The organism is Stenotrophomonas sp. SMYL20, from assembly GCF_036320045.1.
GTDB classification, from domain to species: domain Bacteria; phylum Pseudomonadota; class Gammaproteobacteria; order Xanthomonadales; family Xanthomonadaceae; genus Stenotrophomonas; species Stenotrophomonas maltophilia_A.
Map to the genome: position 1 here is coordinate 34041 of NZ_JAWIRT010000026.1, position 12879 is coordinate 46919.

Consider the following 12879-nt stretch of genomic DNA (forward strand, 5'->3'; position numbering starts at 1 on the left):
GGATGGAGGCAGTAGATCCACGCCATGCGTGGATGGATGCTCGCGATCACAGCGTGATCCAGAAACACCCGTACTGCCGCCGCAACCCCAGCACCGTCGACGCGCGCGACGCGCTGCCGGGCAAAGTCTGCTCCAAGCGCAGGCCGATGGGATGCCGCGCCACAGAGGCCACAGGGTCGGACCCCAGCGCGGCAGGGCTCTGATCCTCATCCTGCGATTGCTGCAGCGCCTGTGACGGATACACCGGCACCACGTCCACCAGGGGCCGCCGCGCCAACGATTCCAGCTGGCCGAGGATGCGCTGCGCGCCCGCATCGGAAACCGCGCCCCACAGATACAGTGAGGACAGCCGATTCACATCGTTGCTGACGATGCCGACGCGCAGCGCGTCCACCAGTTCACTCAGCCGCCGCGGGCAGCGTGCCCCCAGGGTGTCGCGCTGCAGGGTATTGCCGGCGGGCGCAGGCGGTGGCAACCGCGACCGCGCGCCCAGGCTGTCGCAGGGCCGGTCGGTGTAGACGCTTTGGCCCTGGGCATCGGTGCAGCGGTTCAGGCGCGTGGACTGTGCGTGGGCGACGCTCGACAGCACGCACAGCGGCAGCAGCAACAGCAGGAAGGAAAGCCGGATCATCCTCGCAGGGTAGCGCCGATCACGCTTGCGCGCCGTGCTTTCAGCCCTGCAGCAGCTTCAGCACCGAAGTGGTCGGCTTGGCCAGGTTCAAGGTGTAGAAGTGCAGGCCGGGTGCGCCGCCTTCGATCAGGCGCTGGCACAGCTTGGCCACCACTTCAGTGCCGAATGCACGCACCGACTCTGCATCATCGCCATAGGCCTGCATCTTGCGGCTGATCCAGCGCGGGATCTCCGCACCGCACTGTTCGGAGAAGCGGCGCAGCTGGCTGAAGTTGGCGATCGGCATGATGCCGGGCGTGATCGGTACCTGCACGCCCAGCCGCCGCACTTCGTCGACGAAATGGAAGTAGGCATCAGGGTTGAAGAAGTACTGGGTGATCGCCGCATCGGCACCGGCGTCGATCTTGGCCTTGAAATGCTTCAGGTCGGCCAGTGCGTCGGAAGCCTGCGGGTGCGTTTCGGGGTACGCGCCCACTTCGATATGGAACGCATCGCCGTGCTCGGCGCGGATGAAGTCGATCAGTTCGGCGGCATAGCGCATGTCACCGGGGAAACCCATGCCCGACGGCAGATCGCCGCGCAGCGCGACCAGGCGGCGGCAGCCGATGGCGCGATACAGCTTGAGCAGCTCGCGGATTTCCTGACGGGTGCCGCCGACGCAGGACAGATGCGGTGCGGCATCGAAGCCATGGTGCTGGTTGAGGTGGCGCACGGTCTCGGAGGTATAGCTCAGGGTCGAGCCACCGGCACCGAAGGTACAGGAAACGTATTCGGGGCCGTAGTCCTTCAGCTTGGCCGCGGCGCGGTCCAGTTGGCTGCGCTGTTCGTCGGTCTTGGGCGGATAGAACTCGAAGCTGATGGCAGTCATGGCACGGGCAGCGGCGGCGGGTGCGGATTAGTATATCGCTTCATCAAGATGGATGTGCGATTGCAGCGTGAGGGCAGGTCATCCGTGGTGCGCGACCGTTCGCCCTGCTGACCGGCCGTTGCTCCGGAATCGCAACCGGGGGCGCTGGACCGACGGCACGCTGATCCCATCCCGGCACCACCCACCTGATGAAGGAGCAGACGATGAAGATCTTCCTGGCACTCTGGTACGCAATGAAGGCGCTGGCCCGGCTGGCGATGATCGGCATGGCGATGGCCGTGCTCGGCTCCGGCTCGGCGCACGCCGCCAGCGCCCCGGCGGCGGGCAAGGTGCAGGTCGAGGTGGTCGGCAAGGGCCGCCCGCTGCTGATGATTCCCGGCCTCAACAGCAGCGCCGAGGTGTGGCGCGAGACCTGCCTGGCCCTGAAGGATGTGCAGTGCCATCTGGTGCAGCTGCCCGGCTTTGCCGGTGCGCTCGCGGCCGATCCGCGCCCGGTCGAGTTCCTGCCGGCGATGCGCGGGCAGCTGCTGGCCTACCTGCATGACCAGCATCTGGGCCCGGTGGTGGTGGTTGGCCACAGCCTCGGTGGCCTGCTGGGCCTGCAGATGGCGCAGGCCGAGCCGAAGGCGGTCAGCGCGCTGGTGGTGGTTGACGCCCTGCCATTCCTGCCGGCCGCGCGTGACCCGAAGGCCACCGCTGACAGCGTGCGGCCGGTGGCCGACCAGCTGCGCAAGGGCATGCTGGCCGCCGACGCCGCGCAATGGCAGGCGCAGTTGAAGGCGGGCCTGCCGGGGATGACCCGCGATCCGCAGCGCCAGGCCGAACTGGGCCGCTGGGGCGAAGACAGCGATCGCCAGACCACGGCCGATGCCATGCATGCGGTGATGACCACTGACCTGCGTGACAGCATTGCCTCGATCACCGCACCGACGCTGGTGCTGGGCAGCTGGGCCGGCTACCAGCCGATGGGTGGCACCGAGGACGGCACCCGGGCGGTGTTCCAGTCGCAGTACGCGAAACTGCAGGGCGTACAGATCGCGATGAGCGCGCAGGGTTTCCACTTCCTGATGTGGGATGATCCGCGCTGGTTGCAGGAACAGGTGCAGGCCTTCCTCGACCGCCACCACTGAGTTTCAACACGCCTCGGAATGGACATGCCGGATTCCTCCTCGACGGTACGCTTCTGGCTGCTCAATGCGCTGGTATGGGCGCTCTATGGCGTTGCCGGAATCGGCCTGCGCCAAGCCTATTTCAGCGATGCCGGAAGCGCAGGCGTGTTGATCACGCTGGGCCTGGCGTTGGCCCTGTTCGGATGCAGCGGTGCCATCCGCGCGCTGGCGCTGCGTGCAGACTGGTGGGCGCGCGGAACGGCCGGGCTGTTGCTGCGGCTGGCGCTGTCGGTGGCATTGGGCGCGGCAGTGGCGCAGCTGCTGGTGAACATCGCGCTGCACTCGGCGCTGGCCTGGAACTGGGTGAGCCTGGGGCGGCAGACGGCCGACTTCAGCCCCAAGGCGCTGCTGCTCTACTGGTACACCACTGCGGTGATGCTGGCCCTGTGGGCAGCGCTTTGGGCAAGCCTGCACAGCCTGCGCCGGATACGCGGGGCGGAACTGGCCCGCCTGCGCGCCGAAGCCGAGCGCAGTGCGCTGGAACGCGATGCGCTGCGTGCACGGCTCAACCCGCACTTCATGTTCAATGCGCTGAACAACCTGCGCGCGCTGATCCTGGAAGATCCTGAGCGTGCGCGCGACATGGTCACCCGCCTGTCACGCACGCTGCGCCAGGCGCTGGCGCACAACCGCAGCGAGCAGGTCACGCTGGCCGAGGAACTGGCGGTGGTCGACGACTATCTGGCAATCGAGGCGATCCACTTCGAGCAGCGCCTGCAGGTGCGGCGGCAGATCGATGCCGATGCCATGCAGGCGCAGTTGCCGGCGATGGCACTACAGCTGCTGGTGGAAAACGCGATCAAGCACGGCATCGCCAGCCGCCCCGGCGGCGGCGAGGTGCAGATCCGTGCCACGCTGGACAATGACGTGCTGCGCCTGCAGGTGGATAATCCGCTGGGCAGCGCCAACGAGCCCACCCCTGGGCATGGCGTCGGCCTGGCCTACCTGCGTGCGCAGCTCGGTACGCAAGGTCGTTTCATCCTGCAGCCGGTCGGCGACCGCATGCGGGCCCTGCTGGAGATTCCGCAATGAATGGCGTGCTGCGCGTGTTGATCGTTGATGATGCGCGGCTGGCGCGGCAGGAGCTGCGCACGCTGTTGTCGGCGCTGCCGTGGGTGCAGTGCGTGGGCGAGGCCGACGATGTGCCGGCCGCGCGCGAGGCGATCGCCACACTGGCGCCGGACCTGGTGCTGCTGGATGTGCAGATGCCCTCCGGCAGTGGCTTCGATGTTCTGGATGGGCTGGAGACGGTGCCGGCGGTGATCTTCGTTACTGCCTACGACACCTACGCGGTGCGCGCGTTCCAGGCCAATGCGCTGGACTATCTGGTGAAGCCGGTCGAGGCACCGCGCTTGCTGGAAGCGTTGCAGCGGGCGCGCCAGCGCGAGGTGGTGGCGGGCGAAACGCCGGAGCCGCGCAGCACGCTGGGCGCGCAGGACCAGGTGTTCGTGCGCGAGGGCGAACGCTGCTGGTTTGTGGCGGTCTCGGAGATCCGCCGGCTGGTGGTGGATGGCAACTACACGCGGCTGTGGTTCCGCGACCAGAACGCGTTGCTGACCCGCAGCCTGAGTGCGCTGGAGGCACGCCTGCCGCCGGATCTGTTCTTCCGTGCCAACCGCAACACGCTGGTCAACCTGCGCCGTATCCGAGGCGTGACGCCCAGCATCGCTGATGGTTATGACCTGGCGCTGGATGACGGCAGCGAGGTGGAGGTGTCGCGGCGGCAGGCGCGTGAACTGCGCGAGCGGATGGCGTTGTAGTTGCGGCTACAGCTCGGCACTGACCGGGCTGGTGATGAAGCCCCACAGCAGGCGCGCCATCACCTCCGGTGAACGTGCCTGCGCGCGGGCGTAGGCGAGCAGTGCATCCAGCCGCGAGCGGTCGTAGAGGTGCCCGGCCAGCAGCACCGCGTGCACACGACGGGTGTTGGCGGTGTCCTGCAGCGGGTTGCCGTCGAGCAATACCAGGTCGGCGGCTTTGCCGACCTCGACACTGCCATGCGATGCCTGCAGCTCCAGATGACGCGCCGCGTGCAGCGTTGCCGCGCGCAGCACGTCGGCCTGGCTCAGGCCTGCCTGCCGCAGCCACTGCAGTTCCTCGTGATAGCGGAAGCCACCCAGCCCGGTATCGGTGCCGACCAGCACGCTGACGCCGGCACGGTGCGCGGCACCGGTGAGGGCCAGTCCATGCTCGAAGTACGCCTTCAACGCGTCTTCGCCGCGCAGGCCAGGATAGCGTTCGGTGGTGGCCGTCAGATCATCGCGCCATGCCCAGCGCGAAAGTGGATCGAGATAGGCCAGACGTGGATCGTTGATGAAGGCGGGGTCGCGCGCACGCGCATCCTCTTCGCGGGTGACATGGGTGGGTACGAACGCGGCGCCGCTGGCCTGCATCAAGCCGAACGCCTCATTGCACACGGAAGGCTGGTAGCCACCGACCATGCGTTCGGCCAGTGCGGTCGGATCTTCGCCATCCAGCGTACCGCCGCGCCACGCTGCCGCGTTGTCGAAGCAGTGGCGTACGAACAGATGGGCATGCTCGAAGCTGCGCTGGCCCGCCTGCACCGCGGCGTCCAGAGGCACGGCCTTGGGCAGGTGGCCGATCAACGGACGGCGCAGCTGCTGCGCCTCCGTGGCCAGCCGCTGGTAGGTGTCCGCACGCAGCTGGTTGTAGACCTTCAACGCGTCGACACCGCGCGCGCTGTACGTGCGTGCACGCTCGGCGGCGGCCTCCGGCGCAAGTGACGGATCTTCAAAGTAGAAGCTGGCGACCTGCACGAAACGCGGCGCAACCTGCTGCCCGGCAACGGCCTGTGCGGTCCAGCGGCGCTTGTCGGCCACGCAGGCGATCAGCGGATCGGTAGCCTGCGGGCAGTCCATCATGTCGCGGGTGCCGGTGATGCCATTGGCCAGCATCAGCGGGAACTGCAGCTGCGGCGACAGCTGCAGGGCGTGGGTGTGCATGTCCCAGAAGCCGGGCAGCAGCCAGCGGCCGCCGGCGTCGAAGACCGGCAACGCTTCATCGGCAATGCCTTCGCCGACGGCGGTGATCGTGCCGTTGCGGATGGTGACCGTGGTGGGTTCGCTGGCTTGGCCGCGCATGACGTCCACCACCCGCGCGTTGATGATCATCCGGTTGTCGCCGGCCTCGGGCAGCGGCGGTGCACGCAGCGGCCAGAGCAGGGCGGCGATGAACAGCAATGGCGGTGCCAGCAGGACGACGGCCAGCACCTTCAGCCATCGGCGGCGGACGGGGTGGGGCAACGCACGTGCTGCTTCCATGAGCCGACGATCCTTGTGGTGGGTCGCGCGCAGGGTGCGGCAAGAGGGCGGGGGATGCCAGTGACCATCGGCATGCCGTCCTCCCTGGCGCCGGGGCGGTTACCCTGTGCAGCGGATTCCCTGACCACGCCACGCCATGTCCATCGTCCTCACCGATTTCGCCCGTCCCCGCCTGTTCCCGCGCGTGCCGCGCGGCAACACCATCCAGGATTGCACTGCCGAGCAGTTCGAGGCACACCTCAATGCGCACGCGCCGCTGAAGGTACTCGACGGCTACGCCCCGTTCTGCAAGTTGTTCGTCTACGAGAACTGGACCAGCACGCGTTGCCTGACGGTGCCGGTCACCGACGCCAACCGCCACCAGCTGCGCAGCGGCTATGAGGCGCGCAACCGCGAGGAACTGCCGGTGCTGGTGCGCTGGTTCGAGGGCGTGGAATCACCGCGCGCGAACTACCTGGTGGTAATCCTGTACAGCGCCGGGCAGCTGGCGAAGGAGGGTTCACCGATCGAAGCCGACTGGGGCATCGTCGGTTGCATCTATACCTCCGAGCCCGAGGAAGTGCCGATGGCACCGATCACCATGATGCGCAATGCACTGGGCGTGGAGGAGGGCGGTTCCGGTGTGCCGCTGGATCGCGAGGCTTACCAGCGCTCCGTCGCGTTCTGGGAGAACAACGCCAACTGGCGGCCGTGAGCCCACGCTGCGGCCGGACAGTCGGCATGTGAACAGGGAAGATTGCAGCGGGGCGCTACCATGGGGGTGGATCAACGCAGGGAGCACAGGGATGGATGTTCGCAGTTGGATGCCGTTCGCATGGGTCGCCGCAGGCCTGCTGGCCGCGTGTGAGGGCTCTGCAGCAAAATACGATGCAGGCGCTGCCTGTGGTGCTTTGTCCGACGTGACGCCGATCCGCGATGCCGGCGTGGGTTCACTGCAGGCGCAGGCAACGTCGGGGCGCTGCACGTTCCATGTGGAAGCGGATGACGCTGCAGCGCTTTCGCGTCAGCAGTCGTTGCTGCAGAGCGTGTCGGCGATCGCCTGTAGTGCGCCAGCCACCACCCGGCCTTTGCAAGGGGCTGCAGGCTTCGACCTGCAGATGCCTGCGCGTTGCCCACTCTCTTCCAGCACGCCCTTGATTGCCCGGGAAGGAGGCTGGCACCAGCGGCGACTTTCGTCGGTCCCGACGTATCCTGCGGCCGCCATGCGCGAGGCCCAGCAGGGAGGTGTCGAGCTGATGCTGCTGCTGGATGCGCAGGGCAAGACCCAGGCGATCATCCTGTCCCGATCCAGCGGCTACCCGCTGCTCGATGCGGCGGCGCTCAAGCACGCGCGTGACTGGCGCTACGAGCGTGAAGCGGCAGGCAAGGCACCAAGCATGAGCCTGATACGCGGCACGGTCACGTTCAAGCTCAACTAAGGCGTCTGCAGGGCGGGCTCGGGCTTCCACTCCCACCAGGTGTAGTGGTATTCGCGCTCGGTCGCGCTCCATTGCTGCGCGCAGCAGGTGCATGTCAGCCGGTAGCATTCGCCCCAGCCGTCCTCCGCTTCGCCCCGTGCACGCAGCTGCACGTGACCTTGTTCCAGCAGCGGCTCGGGGCTGAAGAACACATAGGATGGGTAGAGCGCGCACAGGCAGCCTTCGCGTGCCTGCCAGTAGCGCAGCCGTTGCAGGGCCGCCTTGAGGTGCGCCTGGTTGCTGATCAGCATGCCGCCAAGGGCGATGCCTTGGCAGCTGCGTTCGATCGTATCCACATGCGCGACCAGCGCGTCCAACGATGAGGCGCTGAACAGCCGAGCGACCGTACGCGCGGCATCGGCGATGCGCGTTGCATCGCGCGACAACAGGTCCTGCAGCAGCACATCGGCCTGTGCATCGTCGAGCCGGGGTATCGGCGCTGCAGACCACGGCCAGCGCATCAGCGTGACTTGCCGATGGCAGCGTAGTGGCCGGCAGTCAGCCGCAGCAGGTCGGCCGGTGCCAGTTCCACTTCCAGGCCGCGGCGACCGGCGCTGACATGCAGCGCGGGCAATGCCTGCGCGCTGGCGTCCAGGAAGGTGCGCAGGCGCTTCTTCTGCCCGAGTGGGCTGATGCCACCGACCAGGTAACCGGTCGCGCGCTGTGCGGCATCGGCCGCGGCCATTTCGCACTTCTTGCAGCCGGCCGCTTCGGCCAGCGCCTTCAGGTCCAGCTGGCCGGCCACCGGCACGATCGCTACCAGCAGTTCGTGGGTCTCGGTGCTGGCCAGCAGGGTCTTGAACACCTGGGCCGGGTCGAGGCCGAGCTTGTCGACGGCTTCGCCGCCATAGGATTCGGCGTGGGCATCGTGCACGTAGCTGCGCACGGTGTGGGCGATCTTCTCGCGCTTGAGCAGGTTGATGGCCGGAGTCATGGGGGCATCCTAGCGCGGGGCAGGGGTGTTGCCTTGACCGAGGCTATTGTTCCCGCTCCGGTGGGGAACATCCACGCATGGCGTGGATCTACTGTGGGTTGGCTGGGGGATATCCACGCCATGCGTGGATACGTGGTGTACGGCCACACGCGAACGCAGAACGGGCGCCCGAAGGCGCCCGTTCCGTGTGTTGCATGCACCGGTAGTGCCGGCCGCTGGCCGGCACCGCGCAGGCATCAGTAGCGGTAGTGGTCCGGCTTGAACGGGCCTTCCACCGGCACGCCGATGTAGTCGGCCTGTTCCTGGCTCAGGGTGGTCAGCTTCACGCCGATCTTTTCCAGGTGCAGGCGGGCCACTTCTTCGTCCAGCTTCTTCGGCAGCAGGTAGACCTTCTTCTCGTAGCTGTCCTTGTTCGCCCACAGGTCGATCTGTGCCAGGGTCTGGTTGGCGAAGCTGTTGGACATGACGAAGCTCGGGTGGCCGGTGGCGCAGCCCAGGTTCACCAGGCGGCCTTCGGCCAGCAGGAAGATCGCGTTGCCGTTCGGGAAGATGTACTTGTCCACCTGCGGCTTGATGTTGACGTGCTTGATGCCGGCGAACGACACCAGCGCATCGACCTGGATCTCGTTGTCGAAGTGGCCGATGTTGCAGACGATGGCCTGGTCCTTCATCGCGCTCAGGTGCTCGATGCGGATGATGTCCTTGTTGCCGGTGGTGGTGACGTACAGGTCGGCACGGCCCAGGGTCGATTCGATGGTGTTGACTTCATAGCCTTCCATCGCCGCCTGCAGGGCGCAGATCGGGTCGATCTCGGTGACGATGACGCGCGCGCCGTAGGCACGCAGCGAGGCCGCACAGCCCTTGCCGACGTCGCCGTAGCCGCAGACCACGGCCACCTTGCCGGCCAGCATCACATCCATCGCGCGCTTCAGGCCATCGGCCAGCGACTCGCGGCAGCCGTACAGGTTGTCGAACTTGCTCTTGGTGACCGAGTCGTTGACGTTGATCGCCGGGATCAGCAGGGTGCCGGCCTGGGCCAGCTGATACAGGCGGTGCACGCCGGTGGTGGTCTCTTCGGAGACGCCCTTCCAGTCCTTGACCACGCGGCCCCAGTAACCCGGGCGCTCCTTGGCGACGCGCTTGAGCAGGTTCTTGATGACCTGTTCTTCGTGCGAGGCAGAGGCGGTGTTGACCCAGTCGCTGCCGTTTTCCAGCTCGTAGCCCTTGTGGATCAGCAGGGTCACGTCACCACCGTCGTCGACCACCAGCTCCGGGCCGGTCAGGGTGCCGTCGGCCAGGGTGAAGGTCAGCGCGTCCAGGGTGCAGTCCCAGTACTCTTCCAGGGTTTCGCCCTTCCAGGCGAACACCGGGGTGCCGGTGGCGGCGATGGCGGCAGCGGCGTGGTCCTGGGTCGAGAAGATGTTGCACGAGGCCCAGCGCACGTCGGCGCCGATGTCCTTCAGGGTCTCGATCAGCACCGCGGTCTGGATGGTCATGTGCAGCGAGCCGGTCACGCGCACGCCCTTCAGCGGCAGCTCGGCCTGGTACTTGCGGCGGATCGACATCAGGCCCGGCATTTCGTGCTCGGCGATGTCCAGTTCCTTGCGGCCCCAGTCGGCCAGCGTGATGTCGCGGATCTTGTAATCACCTTCGGTGGAGAAGGTCTTGGCAACAGCGTTCATTCGTGTGCTCCGGTTGTGGGCGAGCGGGTGCTCGCATCTAGCCGGGCGCCGTTGTTACAAAGCCACCTTACCGAGCCTGGCCGGGCCTCATGGGATCCGGTCGCAGCGCCCCTCGGCAGGGGAGAACCCCCATTATATCGCGGCCCCGGCATGACATCCGGATGACCCAACCATCGGCAGATGGGGCGGCGTGCACGGCCTGTTAAGGTCGGTGTTTTCACGCATCACACAGGTGGAACGATGAGCATGCACGCGCGCCGCACACGGCGCTGGACCGGCCTGGTCCTGTCGATGGGATTGCTGGCGGTGGCCCCGCTGGCCTGGGCCGCGGCCCCGCAGCCCGCCCAGGTACAGGCCCAGGGCGTCAATGGCTACGAACTGCCTTCGGCGGCGCTGCAGGCGGTGGTGGACGCGCCGCGCGCACCCTCGCTGTACCTGTCGCCACGCCGCGATGTCGCCGCGATGATGCAGATGCCGTCGCTGCCATCGATCCAGGTGGTGGCGCAGCCGGAACTGAAGCTGGCCGGCCTGCGCATCAACCCGCGCACCTTCTCCGACAGCCGCTTCAGCTTCGGCGAGAAGCTGTGGCTGATGAACGTGGCCGACGGCAAGGAACGGCAGATCAGCGGCCTGCCGGCCAAGCTGTCGATCGCCAGCGTGATGTGGTCGCCGGACCAGAAGTGGCTGGCCTTCAACCAGGTCGACGCCGCCAGCGGCGCCAATGAACTGTGGCTGGTGGATGTGGCCGGCGGCAGCGCCCGTCGTCTGGTCGCCGGCCTGAACACGGTGATCGGCAGTGGCTACCAGTGGCTGCCGGACAGCCGCGGCCTGGTGGTGTTCACCCGCCCGGCCAACCTTGGTGCGGCCCCGGCCGCCGACGGCATTCCGACCGGCCCGGCCGTGCAGCAGACCAGCCAGGGCGGCGGCGTGGTGTCGATCCGTACCTACCAGGACCTGCTGAAGAACGAGGCCGACGCGCGCCAGTTCGATTACTACGCCACCACCCAGCCGATGGAAGTCAGCCTGGATGGCAACACCCGCGCGATCGGCGCAGCTGGCATCTTCATGGGCTTTGCGGTGTCGCCGGATGGCCGCTTCGTGCTGCGCCAGCCGGTGCAGCGGCCGTATTCCTACGTGGTGCCGGTGAGCAGTTTCCCGCGCCGCATTGAAGTGATCGACCGTGCCAGCGGCAAGCTGGTGCACACCGTGGCCGTGCGTCCGCTGGTGGAAGGTTTGCCGACCGGCAACGACGCTGAAGTGACCGGCGTGCGCGATATCAGCTGGCGTGGTGATGCCGATGCCACGCTGGTCTGGGCCGAAGCCCAGGACGGCGGCGACCCGAACAGGGAGGCCAAGGTGCGCGATGCGGTGCTGATGCAAGCTGCGCCGTTCGACAAGCCGCCGGTCACGTTGGCCCAGCTCGGCAGCCGTCTGGTGGGCATCAACTGGGGCCGTGGCGACCTGGCCCTGCTGACCGAGTCGTGGTGGAAGACGCGCAAGACCAGGACCTGGCTGATTGCCCCGGACAATGCCGGCGCCGAGCCGCGCCTGCTGTGGGATCGAGACGGGCAGGACCGCTATTCCGATCCGGGCCGGCCGCTGTTGTCCAGCGACGACCGCGGCCGCTCGCTGCTGCAGACCAGCGCCGATGGCAGCAGCCTGTATCTGGCCGGTGCCGGTGCATCGCCGGAAGGCGATCGTCCGTTCGTGGACCGCTTCGACGTCGCCACGGGCAAGGCCACCCGCCTGTTCCACTCGCAGGCGCCGAGCTATGCGCTGCCGGTGGCGCTGCTGGACAACCAGGCCAGCTCGCTGCTGCTGAGCCGCGAGAGCCCGGATGAGCCGGCCAACTTCTACGTGCAGTCGCTGGCCGATGCCGGTGCTGCACCGCGTGCGCTGACCCACTTCGCGCATCCGCTGCCGCAGTTGAAGGGCGTGCAGAAGGAGCAGATCCGCTACAAGCGCAAGGATGGCGTCGACCTGACCGCGACCCTGCTGCTGCCGCCGGGCTACGACCCCAAGCGCGACGGCCCGCGGCCGCTGCTGATGTGGGCCTACCCGGGCGAGTTCAAGAGTGCGGCTGCGGCCAGCCAGGTGACCGATTCGCCGTACCGCTTCAATGCGGTCAGCTACTGGGGCCCGCAGGCGTTCCTGGCCAAGGGGTATGTGGTGCTGGCCAGCCCGTCGATGCCGATCATCGGCGAGGGCGACAAGGAGCCGAACGACACCTACATCGAACAGCTGGTGGCCAACGCCCAGGCAGCCGTGGATGAAGTGGTGCGCCGTGGCGTGACCGATCGCGATCACATCGCCATTGGTGGCCATTCCTACGGTGCGTTCATGACCGCCAACCTGCTGGCGCATACGCGCCTGTTCAAGGCGGGCATCGCGCGCAGCGGCGCCTACAACCGCACGCTCACCCCGTTCGGCTTCCAGGCCGAGGAGCGCAACTACTGGCAGGCGCAGGACGTCTACCAGAAGATGGCGCCGTTCAACTACGCCGACAGGATCAAGGATCCGATCCTCTTCATCCACGGTGTGGACGACAACAACTCCGGCACGTTCCCGATGCAGAGCGAGCGCATGTTCGCCGCGGTGAAGGGCCTGGGTGGCACCGCGCGTCTGGTGATGCTGCCGAACGAATCGCATGCCTACCGTGCACGCGAGTCGATCATGACCATGCTGGCCGAAAGCGAGCGCTGGCTGGAACAGACCATCGGCCCGGCCGAGCAGGGCAAGGCGAAGAAGAAGCGCTGACGTGACCCGGTAGTGGGGGGGGGGGGGGGGGGGGGGGGGGGGGGGGGGGGCGCCGGGGGGGGGGGGGGCGCCGGGGGGGGGGGGGGGGGCGGCCGCGGAG

The 12879-nt window shown here is 67.4% G+C and carries 12 protein-coding genes and 1 riboswitch; of the genes, 6 read left to right on the forward strand and 6 right to left on the reverse strand.

Annotation, left to right across the window (positions count from 1 at the left end):
• Positions 1-46: 46 nt before the first annotated feature.
• Both V3B48_RS17770 and metF read right to left on the reverse strand, forming a co-directional pair.
• The gene (locus tag V3B48_RS17770) at positions 47-631 is read right to left on the reverse strand and encodes a DUF4124 domain-containing protein (protein WP_329894157.1); all 585 of its coding nucleotides are present in this window, start codon (positions 629-631) and stop codon (positions 47-49) included.
• A gap of 40 nt (positions 632-671) precedes the next feature.
• Complete coding sequence (metF, locus tag V3B48_RS17775) at positions 672-1499, reverse strand: methylenetetrahydrofolate reductase [NAD(P)H] (protein ID WP_329894158.1); 828 nt, start codon at positions 1497-1499, stop codon at positions 672-674.
• Between the two features lie 203 nt (positions 1500-1702).
• Here metF and V3B48_RS17780 point away from each other — a divergent pair, with 203 nt between their 5' ends.
• The 3 genes from V3B48_RS17780 to V3B48_RS17790 are packed head-to-tail and all read left to right on the forward strand — an operon-like array spanning position 1703 to position 4428.
• The gene (locus V3B48_RS17780) at positions 1703-2629 is read left to right on the forward strand and encodes an alpha/beta hydrolase (protein WP_121504881.1); all 927 of its coding nucleotides are present in this window, start codon (positions 1703-1705) and stop codon (positions 2627-2629) included.
• Between the two features lie 24 nt (positions 2630-2653).
• Complete coding sequence (locus tag V3B48_RS17785; RefSeq protein ID WP_285301863.1) at positions 2654-3700, forward strand: histidine kinase; 1047 nt, start codon at positions 2654-2656, stop codon at positions 3698-3700.
• Positions 3697-4428: a LytTR family DNA-binding domain-containing protein gene (locus V3B48_RS17790; RefSeq protein ID WP_100437887.1), complete on the forward strand. Its 732-nt coding sequence runs from the start codon at positions 3697-3699 to the stop codon at positions 4426-4428. The genes V3B48_RS17785 and V3B48_RS17790 overlap by 4 nt, the downstream gene beginning before the upstream one ends.
• Positions 4429-4434: 6 nt before the next feature.
• Here the strand turns inward: V3B48_RS17790 and V3B48_RS17795 are convergent, their stop codons facing one another.
• Positions 4435-5949 carry an amidohydrolase family protein gene (locus tag V3B48_RS17795; RefSeq protein ID WP_329894159.1) on the reverse strand — a complete coding sequence of 505 codons (1515 nt, stop codon included), beginning with the start codon at positions 5947-5949 and terminating at the stop codon, positions 4435-4437.
• A gap of 136 nt (positions 5950-6085) precedes the next feature.
• Here V3B48_RS17795 and V3B48_RS17800 point away from each other — a divergent pair, with 136 nt between their 5' ends.
• The gene (locus V3B48_RS17800; RefSeq protein ID WP_049461613.1) at positions 6086-6643 is read left to right on the forward strand and encodes a DUF3228 family protein; all 558 of its coding nucleotides are present in this window, start codon (positions 6086-6088) and stop codon (positions 6641-6643) included.
• Positions 6644-6734: 91 nt separating this feature from the next.
• A complete protein-coding gene (locus V3B48_RS17805; protein ID WP_329894160.1) occupies positions 6735-7367 on the forward strand; it encodes an energy transducer TonB in 633 nt (210 codons plus the stop codon).
• Here the strand turns inward: V3B48_RS17805 and V3B48_RS17810 are convergent.
• The 3 genes from V3B48_RS17810 to ahcY all read right to left on the reverse strand — a co-directional run bounded on the left by V3B48_RS17810 (position 7364) and on the right by ahcY (position 10022).
• Positions 7364-7867, reverse strand: a complete 504-nt coding sequence (locus tag V3B48_RS17810; protein ID WP_329894161.1) for a hypothetical protein — start codon at positions 7865-7867, stop codon at positions 7364-7366. The two genes, V3B48_RS17805 and V3B48_RS17810, sit on opposite strands and share 4 nt — an antisense overlap.
• A complete protein-coding gene (gene ybaK, locus V3B48_RS17815) occupies positions 7867-8340 on the reverse strand; it encodes a Cys-tRNA(Pro) deacylase (protein ID WP_049399794.1) in 474 nt (157 codons plus the stop codon). The genes V3B48_RS17810 and ybaK overlap by 1 nt, the downstream gene beginning before the upstream one ends.
• A 236-nt stretch (positions 8341-8576) precedes the next feature.
• Positions 8577-10022, reverse strand: a complete 1446-nt coding sequence (gene ahcY, locus V3B48_RS17820) for an adenosylhomocysteinase (protein WP_014036003.1) — start codon at positions 10020-10022, stop codon at positions 8577-8579.
• Positions 10023-10058: 36 nt separating this feature from the next.
• Positions 10059-10142: riboswitch (S-adenosyl-L-homocysteine riboswitch) on the reverse strand.
• Positions 10143-10262: 120 nt separating this feature from the next.
• On the opposite strand from ahcY, the gene V3B48_RS17825 reads away from it, so the two are divergent.
• A complete protein-coding gene (locus V3B48_RS17825) occupies positions 10263-12779 on the forward strand; it encodes a prolyl oligopeptidase family serine peptidase (protein ID WP_180860672.1) in 2517 nt (838 codons plus the stop codon).
• Positions 12780-12879: the final 100 nt, after the last annotated feature.

Bases quoted from the DNA above. Each gene is read 5' to 3' on its own strand.
- V3B48_RS17825 (WP_180860672.1), top strand. From the start codon at position 10,263: ATGAGCATGCACGCGCGCCGCACACGGCGCTGGACCGGCCTGGTCCTG.
- V3B48_RS17795 (WP_329894159.1), bottom strand. From the start codon at position 5,949: ATGGAAGCAGCACGTGCGTTGCCCCACCCCGTCCGCCGCCGATGGCTG.
- ahcY (WP_014036003.1), bottom strand. From the start codon at position 10,022: ATGAACGCTGTTGCCAAGACCTTCTCCACCGAAGGTGATTACAAGATC.
- V3B48_RS17790 (WP_100437887.1), top strand. From the start codon at position 3,697: ATGAATGGCGTGCTGCGCGTGTTGATCGTTGATGATGCGCGGCTGGCG.
- V3B48_RS17810 (WP_329894161.1), bottom strand. From the start codon at position 7,867: ATGCGCTGGCCGTGGTCTGCAGCGCCGATACCCCGGCTCGACGATGCA.
- ybaK (WP_049399794.1), bottom strand. From the start codon at position 8,340: ATGACTCCGGCCATCAACCTGCTCAAGCGCGAGAAGATCGCCCACACC.
- V3B48_RS17770 (WP_329894157.1), bottom strand. From the start codon at position 631: ATGATCCGGCTTTCCTTCCTGCTGTTGCTGCTGCCGCTGTGCGTGCTG.
- V3B48_RS17785 (WP_285301863.1), top strand. From the start codon at position 2,654: ATGCCGGATTCCTCCTCGACGGTACGCTTCTGGCTGCTCAATGCGCTG.
- V3B48_RS17805 (WP_329894160.1), top strand. From the start codon at position 6,735: ATGGATGTTCGCAGTTGGATGCCGTTCGCATGGGTCGCCGCAGGCCTG.
- metF (WP_329894158.1), bottom strand. From the start codon at position 1,499: ATGACTGCCATCAGCTTCGAGTTCTATCCGCCCAAGACCGACGAACAG.
- V3B48_RS17800 (WP_049461613.1), top strand. From the start codon at position 6,086: ATGTCCATCGTCCTCACCGATTTCGCCCGTCCCCGCCTGTTCCCGCGC.
- V3B48_RS17780 (WP_121504881.1), top strand. From the start codon at position 1,703: ATGAAGATCTTCCTGGCACTCTGGTACGCAATGAAGGCGCTGGCCCGG.